Here is a 23,081-nt window from a genome sequence, read left to right as displayed (position 1 = left end):
CCCAACATATACCAACCACACGACCGCACACGAGCTCTCTCCGCGTGTGACTGGTGTTCAGAGGTGGGCTCTTCCGACCCCCCCGCGCCCCGCGGGGGCCGGGCGCCGCGCGCCCCACGTTCGGGGTGCGCAGCATGCCGGTGACGGGCGAGACCCGCCGCCCGCGCTCCAGCCGGTGGGCCAGCTCGGGCGCGGTACGGCGCAGGTAGGCGGTGAACGCCTCGGCCCGGGACGGGCGGGCCCGCCGGGCCCGGTGCGCGTCGGCGGACGGCCCGCAGATCCACACGCAGGCCGCGCCGTCGTGGGTCGGGAAGACGCCGGTGAGCGCGCGGTCGGCGACGATGAGCTCGATGCCGTCCCACGCGACGCCGTCGTAGTAGGCGTACTGGACGGCGCCGCCGGCCGCGTGCTCCTCGACAACCGCGGCCCCGGCCTCGCGGGCCACCATCGAGCGCAGGCCGTCGGCGCCGACGACGAACCGCCCGTCGCAGCGCACCGGGTCGCCCCGCCGGTCGTGGCCGGTGACCGCGACGACCCGGCCGGTGCCGTCGCGGCGCAGCCCGGTGGCGGTCACCCCGAACCGGATCCGGGCACCGGCCCGGGCGGCCGCCTCCGCGAGCAGGGTGTCGAGCACCTGCCGGCGCGGCGCGACGAGCAGGTCCACGCCGGCCTTGTCCTTCACGGTGCGGGCGACCGTCTCGCCGGCGGCGGTGAACGACACCCGCCGGATCGCGGGGGCGCCGCTGCCGAGGACCGCGTCGAGCAGCCCCCAGCGGTGCAGCTGCACCACGCCGGTCCGGGCGATCTGGTGGGTCGACAGCGTGTCGGCCGGGAAGACGGCCCGGTCGAGCACGACCACGTCGTGGCCCAGCCGGGCCAGCAGCAGCGCGGTCGCGGCGCCCGCGGCGCGGGCACCCACGATGACGACGTCGGAGCGGGTGTTCACACGGATCAGCGTCGCCGTCCGGGCGCCCGGGCTCATCCGTGCGCCGCACGGAACTTCGCACTGACGCCGCGTCCGTGCGGCCGTGGAGAATGCGTGCATGGCAGACGAGCTGGCCCGGGCCGGCGTCACCGAGCGGGAGGCCGAGGTCCTGCGGGCGGTGGGCGAGCGGCTGCGCAACCGCGAGATCGCCGAGCGGCTGCACGTCTCGATCCGCACCGTGGAGAGCCACATCGCGGCCCTGCTGCGCAAGCTCGGCCTCGCCGACCGGGCCGGGCTCGTCGAGGCCGGCGAGCGCCTGCTGCGCCGGCCGGTCCCGGGCCGCCCGGCGGCGCCGGCCCCGCTGACCAGCCTCGTCGGGCGCGAGCGGGAGGCGGCCGAGGTGCGCGAACGGCTCGGTACCCACCGCCTCGTGACGCTCGTCGGCCCCGGCGGCGTGGGCAAGACCCGCCTCGCGCTGCACGTCGCCGGTCCCGGCGTCTTCTTCGCCGACCTCGCGCCGGTGACCGAAGACCTGGTCGGCGACGTCGTCGCGCGGGCCCTCGGCGTCGTGCCCGAGCCCGGCTGGTCGCTCGCCGCCGACGCGACCGGCCTGCTGCTGGTGGACAACTGCGAGCACGTCGTGGCCGAGGCCGCCGCCGTCGTCGCCGAGCTGCTCGGCGGCGGGCCGCTGGGGGTGCTCGCGACGAGCCGGGAGCCCCTCGGCGTGCCGGGGGAGGTGGTGTACCCCGTGCCGCCGCTCGACGTGCCGCAGGACGGTGCCGCCGTCGGGGACAGCGCCGCGGTGCGGCTGTTCGTCGAGCGGGCCGCCGCCGCGTCGCCCGGGTTCGCGCTCACCGACGCCAACGCGGCCGCCGTCGCCGCGCTGTGCCGGCGGGTCGACGGGCTGCCCCTCGCGATCGAGCTGGCCGCGTCGCGGATCCGCACCTTCGGCCCGGCGGAGCTCGTCGAGCACCTGGAGCACCGCTTCGACCTGCTCTCCGCGGGCGCCCGCACCACCGGACCGCGGCACCGCACGCTGCGCGGCGCGATCGACTGGAGCTACCGGCTGCTCGACGACGACGAGCGGTCACTGTTCGACCGGCTCGGCGTGTTCCCGGCCGACTTCGACTACGCCGCCGTGCGGGCCGTGCACTCCGGCGCCGTCGTGTCGCTGCTGCCGACCCTGGTCGACAAGTCGCTCGTCACCACCGCCGGCACCGACGAGCGCCGGTACCGGCTGCTGGAGACCATCCGCGCCTACGCGGCCGAGCGGCTGGCCGACGGCGGCGCCGCCGCGGCCGCCCGCCGCGACCACGCCGCCCACTACGTCGCATTCGCCACGGACGCCGCCGGGCACGTGCGCGGCGCCGGCCAGCGGCGGTGGCTCGACCGGCTCACCGCGGAGCAGCCGAACCTGCGGGCCGCGCTGGCCCACTGCGTCGAGGCCGGCGACCTGGAGGCGGCGTGGCGCGGGATCGGCGCGCTGGAGCGGTTCTGGGACGCCACCGGGCAGCGGCGCGAGGCCTTCGAGTGGGTGCGGCGGGTCCTCGCCGCGGGTGACCCGCCCGCCACGCCGGCCGTCGTCGCCGGCCTCGCCGCCGCGAGCGCGCTGCTGCACCCGTCCGACGCCCGGACCGCGTTCGGCCTGGCCGAGCGGGCCCGCCGGCTCGCGGCCGGCCTCGACGACGTCAGCCGGGCCCGGGCCGCGCACGCGTTCGGCGTGAGCGCCACCTGGGTGCGGCCCGAGCTGAGCCGGCCCGCACTGCTCGAGGCGCTCGCCGGCTTCGGCGCCGGGCACGACTGGGAGCGCGCGCTCGTCATGCAGGGCTTCGTGTCGATCTCCAGCGCGCTCAGCGAGGCGCTGCAGTGGGGCCGCGACGCCGTGACGCTGTTCCGCCGGGTCGGCGACCAGGTGTTCGCCGCCAACACCCTGTTCATGATGGCCCAGCGGGCGATGAACGCCGGCGTCGCCGACGAGGAGGTCCGCGGCTGGCTCAGCGAGAGCCGGGAGCTCGCCGAGGCGGCCGGCAGCGAGGCCGACATCGCCCACGCCGCGGTCGGCTTCGCCCAGCTGGCCTGGGTCCGCGGCGACACCGGCCGGGCCGCCGGGCTCATGCGGTCGCTGCTGCCGGCCCTGCGCCGGCTCGGCGACCGCCGCTGCACCGGCCGGGCCCTGTTCATACTCGGCGAGGAGGCCCGCGCCGCCGGCCGCCTGGACGCGGCGGAGGAGCTGCTGCGCGGCAGCGCCGAGGCGGTGACCGTGGCCGGGCAGTCGATCGTGCTCGTCTCGGCCCTGGAGTCGCTCGCCGCGGTCCTCGCCGCGCGCGACCGGCCCCGCGACGCCGCCGTGCTGCTCGGCGCGGCGCACCGCGAGCGCCAGTCGGCGAGCCGCCACCCGCTCGCGCCCCCGGACGAGCGGCTGCGGGCCGGCCTGGCCGCAGCGCTCGGCGCGGACGCGTTCGCCGCCGCGTTCGCTGAGGGACGCACTGCTGGACGAGCTGATCCGGACGGAACAGCGCGTCGGACGTGAGGCCGGCCGGTTGTTGCAACTGAGTGGCAGATACTGCACAGTGGCACTGGTGTGGCGAGACGCTCCGGTGCGGGTCGAGGTGCTCATCGTCGGCGCGCGCGACGCCGCGGTGCACTACCGGCGGGCCTGCGCGCCGCTGTCCCGGGACACGCACCCGGACGCGGTGGCCGCCGACCTGGCCGGCTCGCCGCTGACCATCCTGCACTCCACGTCGTGGCGCTTCGAGGCGGGGGCCGTGGTGCTGACCTACGCCGCGGTGCTGGACGGCGTCGCGGATCCCGATTCGGTACCGTTGGTGTCACGCACCGTCACCAGCTCGGGCGACCCGGCGGCGCCGAGCCCGGCGGTGGTGCCCGTCGACGCGGTGGCCGTCCACGCGCTGCGCCACCTGGCCTGGCTGCGCGAGCGGGACGAGGTGGCCGCCACCGCCCTGGTGAGCGTCCCGGCGCTGTGGGCGGCGCTGGACGACTTCACCCCGGCCCCGGCCGGGGAACATTTCGCCGGCTGACCGCCGGAACCGAACGCGTGACCCGTGCGCCCTGCACCATGTGACCGTGCTGACTGACCGGCCCGCGCCGGACGGCCTCGACCACGAGGCCTTCCGGGCGGTGTACGCCGCGCACTACGTGCCGCTCGCGCGGCTCGCGTACGTGACGACCGGGAGCCGGGCCGCTGCCGAGGACGTCGTGCAGGAGGCGTTCATCGAGTGGTACCGCCGCGGCTCCCAGGTCCGCGAGCCCGTGCCCTACCTGCGCCGCGCGGTCGTGTCGCGGTGCACGTCGTGGGTGCGGCGACGCCGGCTGGAGCGCCGGCACGCCGGGGTCGCCGACCCGGCCTGGATCACCGGGGCCGCCGGCGACGCCGGCGGCAGCGCCGACGCGCAGGCCGTCCGGGCGGCCCTGCGCCGCCTGAACCCCCGCCAGCGGGCGGCCGTGTTCCTGCGGTTCTACCTGGACCTGTCCGAGGCGCAGATCGCCGCGGCGCTCGGCTGCCGGCCGGGGACGGTCAAGTCGCTGCTGCACCGCGGCCTGGCCGCGGTCAAGGAGGAGCTCGATGCAGACTGACCCGCACACCCGCGTCGGCGCGGCGCTCCGGGAGGTCGCCGACGCCCTGCCGATCGTCCCGCCCGACCCCGAGGTGCTCATTGCCCGGGCCGCCCGGCCGGCCCGCTGGCGGCCCGTGGCGAGCGCCGTCGCCGTGCTGTCCGTGCTGCTCGGCGCGGTCGCCGGCCCCGGCCTGCTGGCCCAGCCCGGACAGCCCCGCGCCGCCGCGCCGGTGCTGCCGCGCACGTTCGCCGGCCTCTCGCTGCTCACCGCGCCCGTGTCGGCCGCGCCGGCGGGGCCGGCCGTGGCCACGTACGTGCAGGGCAGCAACGGGCCGCGGGTGCTGCACCAGCTGCAGACGGTCGTGGTCGGCACCGACGGGCGCACGTACCGGCGGCTCGACGAGGCCGAGCGGCGCGGCGGCCCGGTCGAGCTGGGCACCTGGCAGGACGCGCCGGTGCTGCTGTCCCCGGACGGCGCGGCGGTCGCCGTCGGCAGCCTGGGCGACGCCGGGGACGTCGCGGTCGTCGACCTGGCCACGGGGGACACCCGGCACTTCGCGGCCCCGGCCACGGGCGTGATCCAGCCGCGGGCCTGGTCGCCGGACGGCGCGCGGCTCGTGTACGACACCGGCGCCGACGCGGTGCTGCTCGACCTGCGCTCCGGCACGTCCACGACGCTGCCGGTGCGGGCGGTCGAGGCGGCGTTCGCGCCGGACGGGCGGCGCATTGCGGTACAACAGCAGCTGGAGACGCGCAGTGAACTGCTGATCGTCGATGTCGGCGGCGGGGAGCCGGAGACCGTGGGATCGATCCCGTTCGGCGCGCGGATCGCCGGCCCGAACGCCTGGTCCCCTGACGGGCGATATGTCGCACTCGTCGACAACGCCGGCGTGGGGAAGATCCCCTGCACGCTGACGTTCATTGCCGTCGATGGGGCTTCATCGGTACCGCCGGTGATCGAGCGGTCCGGCGAGATCGCGCTGCTGGGCTGGCGCGCCACGGACGAGCTGCTGCTGACCGAGGGCAGTTCGATCGTCGGGCGCACCGTGTCGGCGGTCCCCCTGAGCGGCACCCCGCGACCCCTCTCCCGCGTCGCCGGCGGCAGCACCACGTACGACCTGCAGGTCGCCGCCGGGCTGCTGCCGGACCTGCGGGTCGCCGAGACCGGCGACCCGCGGCGCGGCCCGTGGCCGGTGTGGCTGCGGCTGCTCACCGCGGCCGCCGTGCTGCTCACCGCGACGGGCCTGGGCTGGCTGATCCTGCGCCGGCGTCGAGCCAGGCGCGCAGCCGGCTGACGGCGACGGTGGTGAAGCGCTCGACGACGGTGCGGTCGGCCGACCAGCCGCGCTCCCAGCCCTGCTCGTACAGGACCAGGACCACGGTGCCGACCCGCACGGCGCTGACCAGGCGCACCTCCTCGCCACCGGTCGCCTTGCCGTCCGAGTCGAGGGTGGGGTAGCGGACCTCGAACAGGATCGCGTCGTCGCCGTGCTGCCCGGCGGTCAGCATCCGGTTCTTGTACCGGACGCCCTCCCGCGTCTGGGCCGGGCACCCGGACACGGCGCCGCGCAGCTGCTGCATGAAGCGCGTGGCGCCGTCCGCCCGGTAGGTCGTGACGGTCTCGGCGAACGTCCCGTCGGGCGCCGGCACGAAGTCCTGGCGGTTCGGCTCCTTCGAGTAGATGACGTGGAAGGTCCGGCGCTGGATGATCTTGTCGCCGGCGTACCTGGCCCCGCACAGCTCGGGGAGCATGCGGTCGGAAGCGACCTCGTAGGGGGCGTCGGCCCGGTTGGTGTCCGGCTGCTGGAGGAACGCGCTGTCGGGGATCGCCGCGACCGTGTTGGATGGCGCCTGTCCGGACGACGGTGTCCCGGAGGGCGTCTCGGACGGCTTGGCCGACGCGGACGGCGTCTCGGACGGCGTCTGCGCCGGCGACGGGGACGTGCTGACGATCGGGGGAAGCGGGGGGCCCTCCGCCCCGAGCACCACCCGCCCGCCGACGGTGATCACGGCGACCAGCACGGCCACCGCCGCCACACCCACGGCCGCCCGGACCCGCCGCCGCCGGTCGGCCCGGCGACGCGGCACGTCGGGCCCGCCGAGGCGCGTGCCGTCGGCCTCACGGGCCAGCGCCGCGTAGAGATCCTGCAGGTCGCTCATCGGTCACCCTCCTTCGCCACCGCCGGCTCGCCCAGGACCGCGGCGAGGCCCGCCCGCCCCCGCGACAGCCACGACTTCACCGTCCCGACGGCCACCCCGATCTCGCTGGCGATGTCCGCAACCGGAAGATCGAACAGGTAGTGCAGCGCGAGCGCCTGCCGATGCGCGACCGGCAGCCGCCGCAGCGCCGCGACCAGGACCACGGTGTCCTCCCCGGGCGGCTCACCGACGGCGGGCGGCCCGGTCCGCAGCAGCACACCCTGCCACCGCTGCAGCCGCCGCCGCCGATCGGTGGCCAGTCGGGCGACCACCAGCCGCAGCCAGCCCTCCGGATTCGGATGCCCGGCCACGGTCCGCCAGTGCGACCAGGCCCGCGTATAGGCCTCCTGCACGAGGTCCTGCGCCTCGGTGAGGTCCCCACAGACCGCGTACCCGAAGCGCAGCAACCGCCCGGACGTCGCCCGGTAGAACTCGTCAAAATCCGCTGCGTCCCGCATGCGTCGCCGCCCCCGCTCCGCTTGCCTCACCCGTCACCATGCCTTACGTCCGACACCGGCGCCGGGTTGCAGCAGCCGGTGCCATCCGCCGCAGCAACCCCTGCAACCCGCGACCGGCGTCGCGCGTAACTCGTACTGACGCGTCTTCAACGGGGGTGGCAGATGAACACACGAGTCCTGATAGCCGTGACGTTCGGGGTGCTGGTGAGCGGCCTCGCCGGATGTGACCCGGCCCCGGGGCGGGCACCGTCGGCCGCCGCACCGACCGCTGCCTCGCCGCCGCCGTCGTCGGCCGCCCCGTCCAGCACCGCCGTGGCGGTACACGCGATCCCGGACCGGGCGTTCCTGCAGCAGCCCGACACCAACCGCGCGGACGCCCCCTACGAGGTGCCGTCCGCCGGCATGCTGCCGCCGCTGTGCGGGGCGAGGTACGGCAGCGACGCGCTGGTCGCGGCCCGCCGGACGTTGCACGTCATCTTCTCGGCGCAGCCGCCGAAGCAGGACTTCGTGCCCGTGCCCGACGGCACGTTCGACGAGACCATCACGACCTATCAGCGCGACGGCGCCGAGCAGTTCATGCGCCAGCTGCGCTCGGCGGTGTCGGCCTGCCCGGCCGAGACCCGCGAGGGCGTCCGGTACCGGATCCGCCTCCTCACCGCGACGGAGCGCGGCGACGACGCGATCCTGTTCGAGCTGCGCTCCCCGGCCCGGGACTCGGAGGGCAACCCGACGGGCGGCGACGACGTCAGCCTGGTGGCGGCCGTCCGAGTGGGCACCGCGGTGCTCGTCCTCCTCGCGAACGGCTGGGAGCGCGGCTCCGCCGACCCCGCGGTCGTGGACCGGTTCACGCAGACCGCGTTCGACCGCCTGCGGGCCTGGTTCCTCGGCGGCCGGTAGCCGCCCCGCGCCGCAAGCCGCCCCGGCATCCGCGCCGCGCTAGGCGTGCGGTGGCGGGGCGGTGCTGCGGCGGGGGACCAGGGTGGGGGAGAAGGACAGCAGGACCGAGCGGTCGCGCTTGCGTTCGATGCGCTCCAGGAGCAGGCGGGCCGCGTTGCCGCCCATCAGGTGGCCGTCCTGGTCGACGCTCGTCAGCGAGATCGGGCCCATCGCCGCCACCGTCGTGTTGTCGTAGCCCGCCACCGAGAGGTCCTCCGGGATGCGCAGGCCGGCCTCGTACACCGCGTTCAGGACGCCGATGGCGGCGACGTCGGCGCCCGCGAAGATCGCCGTCGGGCGGACCGGGCGGGCCAGCAGCTCCAGCGCGGCGCTGTAGCCGCCGGCCTCGCTGTACGTGCTCGGGACGATGTCGATCCCGGCGGTCAGGCCGCGGCGCTCCATCGCCTGGCGGTAGCCCTCGGCGCGGACCGTCTGCGGCATCGTGGTCGGGATGCCGCGGGTGGTGTCGCGGTGCTCGATGTGGGCGATCCGGCGGTGGCCGAGGTCGGCCAGGTGGTCCACCACCAGCCCGGCGCCCATGAGGTCGTCGTCGACGACGCCGTCGTACTCGGTCGACTTGCCGTGCCGGCCGATCACCACCACCGGCACCGTCCGCGCGATCTGCTCCAGGCGGGTGCGCGGCAGCGCCGGGGCGATCAAGACCAGGCCGTCGACGCGCCGGTCGACGAGCGCGTCCGTGGTGCGCGACTGCGTCTCCGGCGTGCTGCCGCCCGGGCCGAGCACCGTCTGGTAGTCGGTGCCCTCGAGGTGGTCGCCGATGCCCTCGATGAGCTCGGGGAAGAACGGGTTGCGCAGGTCGGGGATGAGCACGCCGATCGTGTACGTCTGGCCGCGCATGCCGCGCGCCGCGGCGTGCGGGCGGTAGCCCAGCTCGGCCATCGCGGCGCGGACGCGCTCCTGCATCGCCGGGCTCACGCCGTAGGCGTTGCGCAGCACCTTCGACACCGCCGCCGGCGACACCTGGGCCAGGTTGGCGACGTCGGTGATGGTGGCCCGGCGGGGCGGCGGTCCGGCGGCCATGCTCGGCCTCCTTCGTAGAACGGACTACACCAGCTCGGGCAGTCTAGCCGGTCTTGATCGCGCCCGGCCTCGTGGACATTGGTCTACACGGACGTGCAGATAGAGCGTCTTGACAACGTCTGTGACCGTTATAACAATGAAGAACGCTCTACGAAACACCCCCAAGCATCTCCGGCACCGTGCGACGACACCCCTCGGTCGCGCGGTTGCGTTGACAGTCCCTTTGAATCGTTTCAGGGAGTTCCCGTGTCGCTTCGCGTCTCCGGCCTGCGGGCCGACCACCACCGCGAGCCCCTCGGCCTCGGCACCGGCACGCCCCGGCTGTCGTGGCGGGTCGAGACGGCCGCCGCGGACTGGGTCCAGTCGGCCTACGAGATCGCCGTGCGGGACGCGGACGGCGCCGAGTCCACCTCGGGCCGGGTCGCCTCCGCCGAGCAGGTACTGGTGCCATGGCCTGCCGCGGCGCTGGCGTCCCGGGAGCGACGGCTCGTCCGCGTGCGCATTTGGGGTGTCGGCGCGGACGAGCCGTCGCCGTGGAGCGAGGAGCTCGCGGTCGAGGCCGGCCTGCTGGACACCGGGGACTGGACCGCCGCGATGGTGGGCCCGCCGCCGCAGCCGCTCGACGCCGACGGCCCGGCGGTGCTGCTGCGCCGGGCATTCGAACTGCCGTCGGACGTTGTCGAAGCCCGGCTCTACGTGACCGCCTATGGCGTGTACGAGATCGAGCTCAACGGACGGACGGTCGGCGACCACGTCCTGGCGCCCGGCTGGACCTCCTACCACCACCGGCTGCGCTACCAGACCTACGACGTCACCGGCCACCTCACCGAAGGCGCCAACGCCGTCGGCGCCTGGCTCGCCGACGGGTGGTACCGGGGCCGGCTCGGGTTCGGCGGCGGCCGCCGGGCCGTCTACGGCGAGCGCACCGGCCTGCTCGCCCAGCTGGAGGTGCGCTGCGCCGACGGCTCCACGCACGTGATCGGCACGGACGACCGATGGCGGTCGGCGTCCGGGCCGATCACCGCCACCGGGCTCTACGACGGCGAGCGCTACGACGCCCGCCTCGAACGGCCCGGCTGGTCGAGTCCCGGCTTCGACGACGCCGGCTGGAACCCGGTCGAGGCGCTGCCGTTCGACCCGGCGCGGCTGGTCGCCCCCGACGGCCCGCCGGTGCGCCGCACCGAGGTCCTGCGCCCGGTCGCCGTCAGCACCGCGCCGTCGGGCGCGACCCTCCTCGACTTCGGCCAGAACATCACCGGCCGGCTCCGCATCCGCGTCCAGGGGCCGGCGGGCGCGACCGTGACCCTGCGCCACGCCGAGGTGCTGCAGGACGGCGAGCTGTACACGCGCCCGCTGCGGCAGGCGGCCGCCCGCGACGAGTACGTGCTGCGCGGCGGCGGCGCCGAGACGTGGGAGCCGCGGTTCACCGTCCACGGTTTCCGCTACGCCGAGGTGACCGGCACGGCGTCCGCCGAGGACGTCGAGGCCGTGGTCTGCCACACCGACATGACCCGCACCGGCTGGTTCGAGTGCGACGACCCGCTGCTGAACCGCCTGCACGACAACGTGGTGTGGAGCCTGCGCGGCAACTTCCTCGACGTGCCCACCGACTGCCCGCAGCGCGACGAGCGGCTCGGCTGGACCGGCGACCTGGCCGTCTTCGCGCCGACCGCGAGCTTCCTGTACGACTGCGCCGGGCTGCTCACCTCGTGGCTGGCCGACCTGGCCGCCGAGCAGCAGGAGATCGGCACCGTCCCGTTCTACGTGCCGTGGCTGGAACTGCTCGGCCCGGCCCAGCCGGCCGCCGTGTGGGGCGACGTGGCGGTCGTGGGGCCCGACGTGCTGCACGAGCGCTTCGGCGACACCGGGATCCTGCGGGCGCAGTACCCGAGCATGAAGGCCTGGGTCGACCAGGTCGCGGCGCTCGCCGGCGAGCACCGGCTGTGGGACACCGGGTTCCAGTTCGGCGACTGGCTCGACCCGGCCGCGCCGGCCGACCAGCCGGCGGCCGCCCGCACCGACCCGCACCTCGTCGCCACCGCCGCCCACGCCGACAGCGCCCGCCGGCTGGCCGCGATCGCCGCGCTGCTCGGCGAGGAGGCCGACCACGCGCGGTACACCGCCCACGCCACCGCCGTCGCGGAGGCGTTCAGCGACGAGTTCGTGACGCCGAGCGGCCGGCTGGCCAGCGACGCGCAGACCGCGTACGCGCTCGCCCTCACCGCCGGGCTGCTCGCCAAGGAGGAGCAGCGGGAGCGGGCCGGGCACCGGCTCGCCGAGCTGGTGCGCGTCGACGGCTACCACGTCAGCACCGGCTTCGCCGGCACGCCGCTCATCTGCGACGCGCTGAGCAGCGTCGGCGCCGACGACACGGCCTACCACCTGCTGCTGCAGCGGGAGTGCCCGTCGTGGTTGTACCCGATCACGATGGGCGCCACGACCATGTGGGAGCGCTGGGACAGCCTGCTGCCCGACGGCCGGGTGAACCCCGGCGACATGACCTCCTTCAACCACTACGCGTTCGGTGCCGTCGCCGACTGGCTGCACCGCCGGGTGGCCGGCCTGGCCCCGGCCGCGCCCGGCTACCGCCGGGTCACGGTGCGGCCCCGCCCCGGCGGCGGGCTGACCCGCGCCGCCGCCACGCACGACAGCCCGTACGGCCGGATCGCGGTCGCCTGGCGACGCGCGGACGGCCGGCTCGACGTCGACGTCACCCTGCCGCCCGGCGTGACGGCGACGGTCGAACTGCCGTCCGGCGCGCCGGCCGAGATCGGCTCCGGCCACCACGCCTTCAGCTGCCCGTTCCGCGACGCCGGTGACGATCCGTCCCCTGTCCCCGTCGTCCACCCGTTCGCGCCCCCCACGAACGGTTGAGTACCCTCACACACCCCCATCGGAGGTAGCGATCATGAGACGAATCCGGTCACGAGCCGCGCTCGCGGCATTCGCCGCCGGGGCGCTGGCGCTGAGCGCCTGCAGCGCCGGCGACCTCGGCTCCAGCGACAGCGGCTCCGGCACCACCATCACGTTCCTCGCCGACAACTCCGACGCCAGCCTCAAGACCGCCGAGGCCCTCGCCAAGGCCTATAACGCCAGGAACACCGGCGTGACCGTGAAGGTGGAGACCCGGCCGCAGGGCTCCGAGGGCGACAACATCGTCAAGACCCGGCTGTCCACCGGCGACATGACCGACGTCTTCATGTACAACTCGGGCTCGCTGTTCCAGGCCCTCAAGCCGGAGCAGAACCTGGCCCCGATCGACGACCAGCCGTACGTCGGCGACCTGGACGGCACGTTCAAGACCACGGTGTCGGCCGGCGGGAAGCTCTACGGCGTGCCGTTCGGCGGCGCGACCGGTGGCGGCATGCTCTACAACAAGGCCGTGTACGCGAAGCTCGGCCTGCAGGTGCCCAAGACGTGGGCCGACTTCATGGCCAACAACGCCAAGATCAAGGCGGCCGGGATCGCCCCGGTGATCCAGACCTACCAGGACACCTGGACCTCCCAGGTGATCGTGCTCGCCGACTTCCACAACGTGTCGGCGGCGCAGTCGGACTTCGCGACCCAGTACACCGCGGGGAAGGCCAAGTACGCGTCGACCCCGGCGGCGCTCAAGAGCTTCCAGAAGCTCCAGGAGGTGCACGACGCGGGCTACCTGACGTCCGACTTCGCCTCCACCAAGCTGGAGGCCGGCATCAAGCACCTCGCCGACGGCACCGGCGTGCACTACCCGATGCTCACGTTCGCCGTCGGCACGCTCGTCGGCCAGTCGCCGGACAAGGTCAAGGACGTCGGGTTCTTCGCCCTGCCCGGCGACGACGCCGGCAAGAACGGCCTCACCGTCTGGGAGCCGGCCGGCATCTTCATTCCGAAGACCACCAGCGGCGCCAAGCTCGACGGCGCCCGCAAGTTCCTGGCCTTCGTGGCGAGCAAGGAGGGCTGCGACGCGGTCGCGAAGGCCACCACGCCGTTCGGGCCGTTCCTCGTCAAGGGCTGCGCGCTGCCGGCCGACGTGGCCGAGCCGATCAAGGACATGCAGCCGTACTTCGACTCCGGCAACAACAGCCCGGCGCTGGAGTTCCTGTCGCCGGTGAAGGGCCCGTCGCTGGAGCAGATCACCGTCGAGGTCGGCTCCGGCATCCGCAAGGCGCCCGACGGCGCGGCGCTCTACGACCAGGACGTCAAGAAGCAGGCCCAGCAACTCGGCCTGCCCGGCTGGTAGTCCGCCGTCCCCGCCCGTGGCCCCGCACGGGGCCACGGGCCCGGGTCGAGGAGGGCCCAGCCATGACCACCACCGTGCCCGAGCACCGCACCGCGACCGGCGAACAGGTCGCCGCAGCGCGCCGCCGCCGATCGCCCAGCCCGTATCCGTACTGGTTCTACCTGCCCGCGGCGCTCGTCTACGGCACGCTGTTCCTGGTGCCGACGTTCGCGTCGTTCTACTTCAGCCTCACCCGGTGGACACTGTTCGACCACGAGTTCATCGGCCTGGAGAACTTCCGCCAGTTCTTCGCCGAGCCAGCCCTCGTCAAGGGCTTCACCAACACCATGATCTACGCGGTCGTCACCTCCGGGCTCAAGGTCGTCCTCGGCCTGCTGCTCGCCGTGCTGCTGACCTCGCAGATCACGGCCCGCGGGTACCTGCGCTCGGTGGTGTTCTTCCCGGTGCTCGTGAGCACCATCGGCGTCGGCATCACGTTCACGGTCCTGATGAACCCCGAGCACGGGCTCATCAACGCCGTCCTGGGCACGGTCGGCGTCGACGGGCCCGGCTGGCTCACCGACCCGCAGTGGGCGCTGCTGTCGGTGGCGCTGGTCGACGTGTGGAAGGGCGTCGGCCTGGCCACGCTCATCTACATCGCCGGCATCGTCTCGATCCCCCAGGAGTACTTCGAGGCCGCCTCCGTCGACGGTGCGAGCGCGTTCGGCCGGTTCCGCCACATCGTGCTGCCCCTGGCCCGCCCGGCCACGGTCACCGTGGTCATCCTGTCGCTCATCGGCGGGCTGCGCTCGTTCGACCTCATCTGGGCGATGACCCGCGGCGGCCCCGGCTTCACGTCCGACGTCATCGCGTCGGTCATCTACAAGCAGTACCAGGCCGGCTTCTACGGCCTGTCCACCGCGGGCAACGTCGTGCTGTTCGTCGTCGTCACCGCCGTCATCGTCCCGCTCTTCTGGTTCCTCAACCGCAGGGAGGTCCAGCAGTGAGGCGCCACCTCATGGGGATCGCCGCGATCCTCGTGTCGGGCGTGGTGTTCGTCGTGCCGTTCCTGTTCATCGCGATCAACGCGATGAAGGACCGGCAGCAGTCGGCGCTGCCGTCGTTCGACTGGCCCACGTCGTTCCAGCCCGTCCAGAACTTCGTCGACGTGGTCCAGGCGCGCGACTACATGCTCATCATCGCCTTCATCAACAGCACGATCCTCACCGTCGCCAGCGTCACCGGCATGGTCGTGCTCGCCGCGATGGTCGCCTTCGTGCTGCAGCGGCGGGCCTCGCGCTGGACGCCGCTGGTGAACTTCCTGGTCCTGTCCGGGCTGATCATCCCGCCCGCGGTCGTGCCGACCATCTGGGTGCTGCAGAAGCTCGGGCTGTTCAAGACCATGCCCGGTCTGATCCTCATCGAGATCGCGTTCGGGCTGTCGTTCGCGATCCTGCTCTTCCGGGCCTTCATCGCCGGCATCCCGCGCGAGCTGGACGAGGCCGCCGTCATCGACGGCGCCGGCCCGCTGCGGCTGTTCTTCCGGGTGGTGCTGCCGCTGCTGCGCCCGGTCGCCATCACCGTCGTCGTGGTGCAGTCGGTGGCGGTGTTCAACGACTTCACGTACCCGCTGTACTTCCTGCCCGGCGACACGAACGCCACCGTCCAGCTCACCCTCTACAACTTCTCCAGCCAGTACAGCACCCAGTACAACCTGCTCTTCATGGACGTCCTGCTCATCACGATCCCGCCGCTGCTGATGTTCCTGTTCTTCAACCGCCAGATCGTCGCCGGCATGACGTCGGGCGCGATCAAGGGTTGAGCCCGGGTCGGCGCGTCCCCGCGATCAGGTGGTCGCAGGCGCTGCAGCTCGGGGGCGGCCCGCACGCCGTCCAGCGACGGCTGGTAGCGCAACGACACACGGCGCCGACTTCCCGGACGGATGCGTTTCCCGCCCGTGATCGGGTAGTTGGCCGGGTGAGCCGAAAGGAGTCCAGCATGCATGTGGCATTCCTGCGCCCGTTGTACGAGCGCTCCGGTCCCTGGGCGTCGGTGTACCTCGACGCGTCCCGCAACACCGAGAACGCCGCCGGCGCGCTCGAACTGCGCTCGCGGGCCGCGCGGACGGCGCTCGAGGCGGCCGGCTGCGACGCGGCCACCGCCGGCGCCCTGGAGCGCGCCCTGCTCGGCCACCCCGTGCAGGGCGGCCCGTACGGGCTGGCCGGCTTCGCCAACGGCGGCGAGGCACTGCTGGTGCGGGACCTGCCGGCCCCGCCCCGCCGCGAGATCGCCGCGTTCGGCCCGCTGCCGCACGTCATGCCGCTGCTCGCCCAGCTGGGGGAGTCGATCCCGTACGTCCGGGTGATGGTCGACCGCACCGGCGGCCGGGTCGAGGCGGTCGACGCCGACCGGCTGGTGCGCAGCGAGGCGGTCGAGGGGCACGAGGTGTTCCCGCTGCACCGGACCAAGCCCGGCGGGTGGGCGCAGCCGCGGTACCAGCGCGCCGCCAAGGTGACATGGCAGCGCAACGCCGGCGACGTGGCCGCGGCGGTCGCGGAGGCCGCCCGGGCCTGCGGTGCGGAGGTGGTCGTCGTGGCCGGCGATCCGCAGGCGCGCCCGCTGCTGGTCGCGCAGCTGCCGGAGCACTGGCAGGAGCGGGTCGTGCAGACCGACGCGGGGGCCGGCACCACCTTCGACGACGCCACCGTGCGGGCGATCGCCGCCCGGGCCGCGGCGAACGCGCAGGCCGCCGTCGACCGCTACCGCGGCAGCGACGCGGGCGGCCTCCCGGCAGTGGTGCGGGCGCTCCAGCGCGGCCAGGTCGGTACGGTGCTGCTCGTCGACGACCCGTCGTCCACGGCGCGGCTGTGGGTCGGCCCCGAGCCGGCGCAGCTGTCGTTCGACCCGGCCCAGCTGCACGCCATGGGCGTCGCCGACCCGCAGCGGGCCCGCGCGGACGCGGCGCTGGTGCGGGCCGTCGTCTGCTCCGACGCCGACCTGGTCCTCGCCGCGCCGGACGAGGTGCGGGCCGAGGGCGGTGTGGCCGCCCTGCTCCGCTACTCCGCCGTCACTACGGGTTGAGCACTCGGGAGAGCGAGTCCGGCGCCGCGATGACGTCGGACCCGGCTCCTACCCGGCGGGAATGCGGGCGTTGATGTGCGCCTGGGCGTGCGGGCACTCGGCGAACGGCAGGGTGCAGGCCAGGGCCTCCTCGATGAGCTCCTTCGCGGCGGTCGCGGCGGCGATGCGCTGCTCCAGGTCGGCCACGTGGCGGCGGAGCAGGTCCGGGTGCTGCATCGGGTTGCCCGACCGCAGCAGCTCACGCATCTCCCGCAGCTCGAAGCCGGCGTCCTTGCCGATCAGGATCAGCGCGACCCGCACCAGGTCGGCCTCGCCGTAGACGCGCCGGCCCGTCTCGTCGCGCGCCGGGGTCAGCAGGCCCATGCTCTCCCAGTGCCGCAGGACGTGCGTGGCCAGCCCGAACCGCCGGGCCAGCTCGCCGATGCTTGACTTCATGTGTACATGAAGCGGCAGGCTGTGCCGCATGAGCAACCTCATGGACTACTTCCTGGTGCGCACGACGGTCGCCGGCACCGAGCCGGTCACGCCGCGCATGCGCCGGATCCGCTGCACGGGCGACGCGCTGCGGGGGCTGGGCTGGGCGCCGGGGCAGCACGTCCGGGTCCGGGTCGAGGGCATGACCCTGCGCACGTACTCCGTCTGGGACTACGCCGACGGCGAGCACCTCGACCTGTGCGTCTTCGACCAGCCGGCCGGCGGCCCCGGCGCCCGCTGGTCCCGGGACGTCGGCGTCGGCCAGCCGGTCGCGTTCACCCGGCCGCAGGGCCGCATGGTGCTGCGGGAGCAGGTGTCGTACCACGTGTTCGTCGGCGACGAGACGGCCTGCCCGGCGTTCGGCGCGATGCTGCGGGCGCTGCCCGCCACCACGCCGGTGCACGGGGTCATCGAGGTCGCCGACCCGGACGACCGCATGCCGCTGCCCCGCGCGGAGGACCTGCGGTGGATCGACCGCACCGGTACCGACGGCATCCTCGCGGCGCTGCGCGACCTGGACCTGCCGGCCGGGCCCGGCGCCGCCTACGTCGCCGGCGAGGCCCGCACGTGCCAGGCGATCCGCCGCCACTTCACGGCGGAGCGCGGCTGGCCCCGCACGTCGGTCGTGGTCAAGCCGTTCTGGGCCCCGGGGAAGCGCGGCCTGGACTGAGGACGGGGTGGGGCTGTCCCCACCCGCGGTTGGGCGGCTCACCGGATCGGTTTCGCGGGTCTCGATCCATAGCGTCGTGGGCATGACGACCCTGCCGCGCCTCGCCGCCGACACCCGCTACGTCCTCACCGGCTTCCCGGTCGCCCTGGCCTCGCTGGTGCTCTGCGTCACCACCTTCTCCCTCGGCGCCGGGCTGGCCGTGCTCTGGGTCGGCGTGCCGCTACTGCTCGCCGCCCTGGGCCTGGCCCGGACCTTCGCCGTGGCCGAGCGGGACCGGATCTCGGCCGTGCTCGGCACGCCGGTGCCCCAGCCCGCGTACGGCACCGGCGCCCGCCGGGTGCTCACCGACCCGCGGTCCTGGGCCGACCTGGCCCACGCCCTGCTGCGCTGGATCCCCAACACGATTTCGTTCTCCGTGGTGGTCGGCTGGTGGGCCGCCGCGCTCGGCAGCCTGACCTGGTCGCTGTGGGGCTGGTCACTGCCCGACGGCCCGGACGACCACGAGCTGCCCGAGCTGATCGGCCTCGGCGACGGGTACCTGACCGCGGTGGTCTTCTACCTGGTCCTCGCCGCGTTCTTCGCGGTCACCCTGCCGGCCGTCGCCCGCACCGCGGCCCGCTTCGAGGCCGAGTGCTCCCGCGCCCTGCTCGGCCGGCCGCACGACGGCGCGTGACCGGGGTCGAGCTACTGTCGTTCGTGTTCGAACGAAGAGCCGGAGGGGCCGTCGTGTTATTGCAGATCATCGCCGCCAGCACCCGCGAGGGGCGCAAGGGCATCGCCGTCGCCCGTTGGATGCGGCAGCTGGCCGAGCAGCACGGCGGTTTCGACGTGGAGCTGGTCGACCTCGCCGAGGTCGGGCTGCCGCTGTTCGACGAGCCGAACCACCCGCGGCTCGGCCAGTACGTCCACCAGCACACCCGCGACTGGAGCGCGGTCGTGTCGCGGGCCGACGCGTTCGTGATCGTGACCCCGGAGTACAACCACTCGTTCCCGGCCTCGCTGAAGAACGCCCTCGACCACCTGCACCGCGAGTGGGCCCACAAGCCGGTCGGCCTCGTCTCCTACGGCGGGGTGTCCGCCGGGCTGCGGGCCGCGACGGCGCTGCGGCCGGTGCTCGCCTCGCTGCGGATGTTCCCGGCCGGCGAGGCCGTGTCGGTCCCGAACTTCAGCCAGCACCTCACCGACGACGGCGAGTTCGTCCCGGCCGCGTCGGCGGAGGCGGCCGGCAAGGCCATGCTCGACGAGCTCGTCCGCCTCACGGGGGCGCTGCGCGAGCTGCGCTGACGGCCGAGCGTCAGAGCTGGACGCCGGTCAGGACCAGGGTCCGCACCTCGGTGAGGTCGTCCATCGCGGCGCGGACCCCCTCGCGGCCGGTCCCGGAGTCCTTCACCCCGCCGTACGGCAGCTGGTCGGCCCGGTAGCTCGGCACGTCCCCGACGATGACGCCGCCGACGTCGAGCCGCGCCGCGGCGCGGAACGCCGTGGGCAGGTCGTGCGTGAAGACGCCCGCCTGGAGGCCGAAGCGGGACGCGTTGACCCGCGCGAACGCCTCGTCTACGTCGTCGACCGGGGCCAGCGTGAGCACCGGGCCGAACACCTCGTCGGCGTTCACCCGACTGTCGTCGGGCGCTCCCGCCAGGACCGTGGGCTCCACCGTCGTGCCGTTGCGGCCGCCGCCCGTCAGCACGGTGGCGCCGGCCGCCTCGATCCACGACTGCACCCGGATCGCGGCCGCCTCGTTGATGAGCGGGCCGACGTCGGTGGCCGGGTCGGCGGGGTCGCCCGTGCGCAGGGCCCGCACCTCGGCCACGATCCGCTCGGCGAGCTCCGCGTAGACGTCCCGGTGGGCGTAGACGCGCTGCACCGAGATGCAGGACTGGCCGCCCTGGTACATCGCGAACGTCGCGATCCGCCGGGCGGCGTGCTCCAGGTCCGTCCAGTCAGGACAGACGATGGCGGCCGCGTTGCCGCCGAGCTCGAGCGTCACGTGCTTGCGGGGCACCCGGTCGCGGATCGACCAGCCGACCGGCACGGAGCCGGTGAACGACACCACCGGCAGCCGCGGGTCGGTGACGAGGTCGGCGACGGCGGCGTTTGGCATCGGCAGCACCGACCAGGAGCCCGCGGGCAGGTCCGTCTCGGCGAGCAGCTCGCCGAGCAGCAGGGCGGTGAGGGGCGTCGCGGGCGCGGGCTTGACGATGATCGGGCAGCCGGCGGCGATGGCCGGCGCGACCTTGTGGGCGACCAGGTTGAGCGGGAAGTTGAACGGGGTGATGCCGAGCACCGGGCCGCGGGGTGCCCGGCGGACCAGCGCCAGGCGGCCGGTCGACGCGGGGTCGGTGTCGAGCCGTTGCAGGTGGCCGGAGTCGCGGCGGGCCTCCTCGGCGGCCCAGCGGAACGTCGACACCGCGCGGGTCACCTCGGCCGCCGCCCATTTCACCGGCTTGCCGGACTCGGCGGTGATGAGCGCCGCGACCTCGGCGGCCCGCTCGGCCAGCCGGCGCGACACGTGGTCCAGCGCGGCGGCCCGGGCGTGGGCCGGCCGGGCCGGCAAGGCCGTCACGACCCGCGCCGCGGCGACGGCCTCCTCGATGTCGGCCGCCGTGGCGTTGCTCGTCCACCCGGTCGGCGTGTCGTCGTAGGGGCTGCGCACCTCGACCGGGTCCGGGCTGCTGGAGGGGCGACCGGCCACCCAGTACGGCGTCATCGGGCTTCTGGTTGTGCTCACGGCGCCAGGATCAGGGGTTCCGCTCCGTCGCGGCATGGCCGATTTGGATAATCAGGCGGCCGTACCTCGCCGAACTGTCCAGGAGGCTCCCCGTGCCACTCACCTTGGCGCAGCTGGTGGCAGACGGCCGGCTGCGGCTGCGCGTCGTGGCGGGTGCCGCGTCGCTGGAGCGGCCCGTGAGCTGGGTGCACGTGAGCGAGCTGGCCGACCCGACGCCGTTCCTCGACGGCGGCGAGCTGCTGCTCACCACCGGCCTCGGCCTGTCGCCGGCGTCGGACCTCGACGCGTTCGTGGGCCGGCTCGCCGGCCGGGGCGTGGCCGGCCTCGGGTTCGGGGTCGGCCTCAGCCACGCGGCCGCGCCGGCCGGCCTGCTCGCGGCGGCCTCGGCCGCCGGACTGCCCGTGCTGGAGGTGCCGCGGGAGGTCCCGTTCATCGCGATCAGCAAGGCGGTGCTGGCCGCGCAGGCCGCCGACGCCTACGCGGAGGTCGTCGCGACGAGCTCGGCGCAGCAGGCGCTGACCCGCGCCGCGCTCGGCGCCCAGGGCCCGGCGGGGGTGGTCCGCCGGCTGGCCCAGCTGGTCGGCGGCTGGGCGGCCCTGCTGGACCGCGCGGGCACGGTCCTGCACGCCGCGCCCGCGTCGGCCGCGCGCACCCTCGCCGGCGCCGCTCCCGCTGCGATCGGGCCGGCTCTCGACCGGCTGCAACGCCGTCGGCTCGCCAGCGTGGTCTTCGAGGCCGGCGGCGAGCACGTGGTGGCCCAGGTCCTGAACCGCCGGCTGCTCGTCGTGGGGCGGCCCGAGCCGTTCGACCGCACCGCACAGCAGATCATCGGGGCCGCGGCGTCGGTGCTGACCCTCGCCGTGGCCCGGTCCACCGCGCTCGACCGGGCGCACCGGCGGCTGCGGACCGGGCTGCTGCGGCTGCTGCTCGACGGGAGCACGGCCCTGGCCACCGACGTGGCGGCCGCCGTGTGGGAGGTGCCGCCCGCCCCCGGCCCGGTCGCGGTCCTGACCGGGCCGGCCGCCGCGCGGGAGGCCCAGCTGGAGCTCCTCGACGGTTTCTTCGCCGAGCACGACGACCACATCGTCGTGCTCGGCGCCGTCCCCCGCGAACCGGTGACGGGCCTCGCGGTCGGGGTGTCCGAGCCGGTGCCGCTGGAGCGCCTCGCCGACGGTCACCGGCAGGCGCTCGCCGCCGCCGACGCCGCGCGGCGGGCCGGGACCCAGCTCGTGCGGTTCGCCGACCTGGCCGGCGGTGGGCTGCTCGGGCTGCTGCCCGGCGACGCCGGCCGGGCGTACGCCGAGGCGCTGCTGGCGCCGCTGGGCGCCTTGACCGGGACCCTTGCCGTGTGGCTGCGCCACCACGGGCAATGGGATCCGGCGGCGGCCGAGCTCGGCGTGCACCGGCACACGGTGCGCAACCGGATCCGCCGGGTCGCCGAGCTCACCGGCCGGGACCTGGACTCGGCCGACGTCCGCGCCGAGCTGTGGCTGGCCCTGCGCCTGCGGTCCGGCTCCGGTTGACCACCGGTTGGCCACTGGAAAAACGGGGTAGCCGACCGCGTGGTCCGCATGCGGCCAAGCTCAACGCCTGACCGCGCCGCCGGTCGGCGGCAGCAGCCAGGCGCAGCGCTCCGGTCGGTCAAGCGTTCGCGGAGGTCGCCGTCGCATGGTGGCGGGACTCGAAGGCCACCACGATCTCGGCGATGCCGATCACCAGGGCCGTGATGCCCGTCAGCAGGACCAGCGCGTGCAGCGTCAGGCCGGGCCAGGCCAGGAACAGCAGGCCCAGCGCCACCGACAGCGCGCCGATGACCAGCAGCCAGGTGCGGGTGCGGCCCTCGGCGAACATGCCCAGCAGCAGCTCCGCGAAGCCGCTGAGCAGCCAGGCCAGGCCGAGCAGGACCGCCACCGCGGTCACGCCCGCCGCGACCTCGCGCAGGCAGGCCAGGCCGATGACGACGAGCAGGACGCCGAAGGCGCCGTCGACGATCTGGCGGGTCGTGACGCGGTGCTCGGCGCCGGGCGCGCGGCGGAAGACGCCGATCACCCGCGTCAGGCCGATGGCGAGCAGCCAGAGGCCGGCGAGGACGCCGATCAGGCGCAGGGTCGCCGCGGGCCAGGCGAGCACGGCCAGGCCGAACACGACGGTCAGGATGCCGGCGGCCAGCAGCTGCCAGAACGGGAGGGTCACCCGCCCGTGTGCGACGGTGCCGGTGGCGCGGCCCGGAACGGTGGTCATCAGCGACGACCTCCCCGGAGAAAAAGGGGGGCGCGGAGGTCTCCGCGCCCCGCGTGCATGGTCAGGCCCGCTGTGGCACATTCCCGTTCGAGCCGAGCAGCACCGCCTTGGCCCGCTCGAACTCGGACTGGGTCAGCACCCCGCGCTGCCGGAGGTCGGCGAGCTTGACGAGGTCGTCGCTCGTGCTGCCGGATGCGGATGCCGTCGTGGCGGGTTCGTTCGCGACCTCGCGCACGTACTCGCGCATCCGCGCCTCCTGCTGCCGGGCCCGTTCCGCGGCCCGTTCGTTCATCGACCGGCCACGCGCGACCAGATAGGCCAGCGCGCCGATCCACGGCAACACGATGAGGAACAGTGTCCACGCCGCCTTGCCCCATCCCGACATCGACGGATCCCGGAACAGATCCGTCAGGATGCTCACCATCAGCCAGATCCAGGCGAACACCAGCATGAACCACACGGTCGACAGCAGGATCTCGCCGAACGTTACGTCCATCGCCTACCTCCGGTTCGGAAGAACTCGGTCTGGGCTAGCCCGTGGATTCAGCGTGG

At 74.6% G+C, this 23,081-nt stretch carries 22 protein-coding genes; 14 read left to right on the top strand and 8 right to left on the bottom strand.

From position 1 onward, the window contains the following. On the bottom strand, positions 1-946 hold a 946-nt coding region (locus ABZS66_RS26195; protein WP_354761964.1), incomplete at its 3' end, for an FAD-dependent monooxygenase. Positions 947-1,043: 97 nt separating this feature from the next. Between ABZS66_RS26195 and ABZS66_RS26190 the strand changes: the two genes are divergently transcribed. From ABZS66_RS26190 to ABZS66_RS26175, 4 genes are read left to right on the top strand one after another with little or no spacing between them, the layout of a single operon-like run. Continuing rightward, complete coding sequence (locus ABZS66_RS26190) at positions 1,044-3,455, top strand: LuxR C-terminal-related transcriptional regulator (protein WP_354761962.1); 2,412 nt, start codon at positions 1,044-1,046, stop codon at positions 3,453-3,455. A 49-nt stretch (positions 3,456-3,504) separates the two neighbouring features. Continuing rightward, positions 3,505-3,963: a hypothetical protein gene (locus tag ABZS66_RS26185; protein ID WP_354761960.1), complete on the top strand. Its 459-nt coding sequence runs from the start codon at positions 3,505-3,507 to the stop codon at positions 3,961-3,963. 46 nt (positions 3,964-4,009) lie between these two features. Continuing rightward, entirely contained in the window at positions 4,010-4,519 is a 510-nt protein-coding gene (locus ABZS66_RS26180) for a sigma-70 family RNA polymerase sigma factor (protein WP_354761958.1), read from the top strand. Further along, positions 4,509-5,795, top strand: coding sequence for a hypothetical protein (locus tag ABZS66_RS26175; RefSeq protein ID WP_354761956.1), 1,287 nt, complete (start codon positions 4,509-4,511; stop codon positions 5,793-5,795). The genes ABZS66_RS26180 and ABZS66_RS26175 overlap by 11 nt, the downstream gene beginning before the upstream one ends. Here ABZS66_RS26175 and ABZS66_RS26170 read toward each other — a convergent pair. Further along, positions 5,731-6,660, bottom strand: a complete 930-nt coding sequence (locus ABZS66_RS26170; RefSeq protein ID WP_354761954.1) for a hypothetical protein — start codon at positions 6,658-6,660, stop codon at positions 5,731-5,733. The genes ABZS66_RS26175 and ABZS66_RS26170 overlap by 65 nt on opposite strands. Next, a complete protein-coding gene (locus ABZS66_RS26165) occupies positions 6,657-7,157 on the bottom strand; it encodes a SigE family RNA polymerase sigma factor (RefSeq protein ID WP_354761952.1) in 501 nt (166 codons plus the stop codon). The genes ABZS66_RS26170 and ABZS66_RS26165 overlap by 4 nt, the downstream gene beginning before the upstream one ends. A 162-nt stretch (positions 7,158-7,319) precedes the next feature. Between ABZS66_RS26165 and ABZS66_RS26160 the strand changes: the two genes are divergently transcribed. Continuing rightward, positions 7,320-8,054 (top strand): hypothetical protein, encoded by a 735-nt coding sequence (locus tag ABZS66_RS26160; RefSeq protein ID WP_354761950.1) that lies wholly within the window; start codon positions 7,320-7,322, stop codon positions 8,052-8,054. Between the two features lie 39 nt (positions 8,055-8,093). Here ABZS66_RS26160 and ABZS66_RS26155 read toward each other — a convergent pair whose 3' ends face one another. Beyond that, positions 8,094-9,134, bottom strand: a complete 1,041-nt coding sequence (locus ABZS66_RS26155) for a LacI family DNA-binding transcriptional regulator (RefSeq protein ID WP_354761948.1) — start codon at positions 9,132-9,134, stop codon at positions 8,094-8,096. A gap of 246 nt (positions 9,135-9,380) precedes the next feature. Between ABZS66_RS26155 and ABZS66_RS26150 the strand changes: the two genes are divergently transcribed. From ABZS66_RS26150 to ABZS66_RS26130, 5 genes are all read left to right on the top strand, one after another. Continuing rightward, positions 9,381-12,008, top strand: a complete 2,628-nt coding sequence (locus ABZS66_RS26150) for a glycoside hydrolase family 78 protein (RefSeq protein WP_354761946.1) — start codon at positions 9,381-9,383, stop codon at positions 12,006-12,008. A gap of 34 nt (positions 12,009-12,042) precedes the next feature. Beyond that, positions 12,043-13,356, top strand: a complete 1,314-nt coding sequence (locus ABZS66_RS26145) for an extracellular solute-binding protein (protein ID WP_354761945.1) — start codon at positions 12,043-12,045, stop codon at positions 13,354-13,356. A 62-nt stretch (positions 13,357-13,418) separates the two neighbouring features. Next, positions 13,419-14,342: a sugar ABC transporter permease gene (locus ABZS66_RS26140; protein ID WP_354761944.1), complete on the top strand. Its 924-nt coding sequence runs from the start codon at positions 13,419-13,421 to the stop codon at positions 14,340-14,342. Continuing rightward, positions 14,339-15,157 carry a carbohydrate ABC transporter permease gene (locus ABZS66_RS26135; RefSeq protein WP_354761943.1) on the top strand — a complete coding sequence of 273 codons (819 nt, stop codon included), beginning with the start codon at positions 14,339-14,341 and terminating at the stop codon, positions 15,155-15,157. The genes ABZS66_RS26140 and ABZS66_RS26135 overlap by 4 nt, the downstream gene beginning before the upstream one ends. A gap of 176 nt (positions 15,158-15,333) precedes the next feature. Continuing rightward, positions 15,334-16,416, top strand: coding sequence for a Vms1/Ankzf1 family peptidyl-tRNA hydrolase (locus tag ABZS66_RS26130; protein ID WP_354761941.1), 1,083 nt, complete (start codon positions 15,334-15,336; stop codon positions 16,414-16,416). A gap of 48 nt (positions 16,417-16,464) precedes the next feature. On the opposite strand, the gene ABZS66_RS26125 is transcribed toward ABZS66_RS26130, so the two are convergent. Continuing rightward, complete coding sequence (locus ABZS66_RS26125; RefSeq protein WP_354761940.1) at positions 16,465-16,851, bottom strand: MerR family transcriptional regulator; 387 nt, start codon at positions 16,849-16,851, stop codon at positions 16,465-16,467. A 28-nt stretch (positions 16,852-16,879) separates the two neighbouring features. Between ABZS66_RS26125 and ABZS66_RS26120 the strand changes: the two genes are divergently transcribed. The 3 genes from ABZS66_RS26120 (at position 16,880) to ABZS66_RS26110 (ending at position 18,844) form a co-directional block, all read left to right on the top strand. Next, positions 16,880-17,560, top strand: a complete 681-nt coding sequence (locus ABZS66_RS26120; RefSeq protein ID WP_354761938.1) for a siderophore-interacting protein — start codon at positions 16,880-16,882, stop codon at positions 17,558-17,560. An 82-nt stretch (positions 17,561-17,642) separates the two neighbouring features. Next, positions 17,643-18,233: a sensor domain-containing protein gene (locus tag ABZS66_RS26115; protein WP_354761936.1), complete on the top strand. Its 591-nt coding sequence runs from the start codon at positions 17,643-17,645 to the stop codon at positions 18,231-18,233. 53 nt (positions 18,234-18,286) lie between these two features. Further along, entirely contained in the window at positions 18,287-18,844 is a 558-nt protein-coding gene (locus tag ABZS66_RS26110) for an NAD(P)H-dependent oxidoreductase (RefSeq protein ID WP_354761935.1), read from the top strand. A gap of 10 nt (positions 18,845-18,854) precedes the next feature. On the opposite strand, the gene ABZS66_RS26105 is transcribed toward ABZS66_RS26110, so the two are convergent. Then, positions 18,855-20,267, bottom strand: a complete 1,413-nt coding sequence (locus ABZS66_RS26105; protein ID WP_354761966.1) for an aldehyde dehydrogenase family protein — start codon at positions 20,265-20,267, stop codon at positions 18,855-18,857. A gap of 113 nt (positions 20,268-20,380) precedes the next feature. Here ABZS66_RS26105 and ABZS66_RS26100 point away from each other — a divergent pair, with 113 nt between their 5' ends. Further along, a complete protein-coding gene (locus tag ABZS66_RS26100; RefSeq protein ID WP_354761933.1) occupies positions 20,381-21,811 on the top strand; it encodes a PucR family transcriptional regulator ligand-binding domain-containing protein in 1,431 nt (476 codons plus the stop codon). Positions 21,812-21,929: 118 nt separating this feature from the next. On the opposite strand, the gene ABZS66_RS26095 is transcribed toward ABZS66_RS26100, so the two are convergent. Together ABZS66_RS26095 and ABZS66_RS26090 are read right to left on the bottom strand one after the other, a co-directional pair. Beyond that, entirely contained in the window at positions 21,930-22,529 is a 600-nt protein-coding gene (locus tag ABZS66_RS26095) for a DUF308 domain-containing protein (RefSeq protein WP_354761931.1), read from the bottom strand. A 61-nt stretch (positions 22,530-22,590) separates the two neighbouring features. Beyond that, positions 22,591-23,025, bottom strand: a complete 435-nt coding sequence (locus tag ABZS66_RS26090; protein WP_354761929.1) for a PLD nuclease N-terminal domain-containing protein — start codon at positions 23,023-23,025, stop codon at positions 22,591-22,593. Positions 23,026-23,081 lie beyond the last annotated feature (56 nt).

It is taken from the genome of Dactylosporangium sp. NPDC005572, assembly GCF_040605515.1.
Taxonomy (GTDB): Bacteria; Actinomycetota; Actinomycetes; order Mycobacteriales; family Micromonosporaceae; genus Dactylosporangium.
This window is presented reverse-complemented; position numbering and strand designations above follow the sequence as displayed.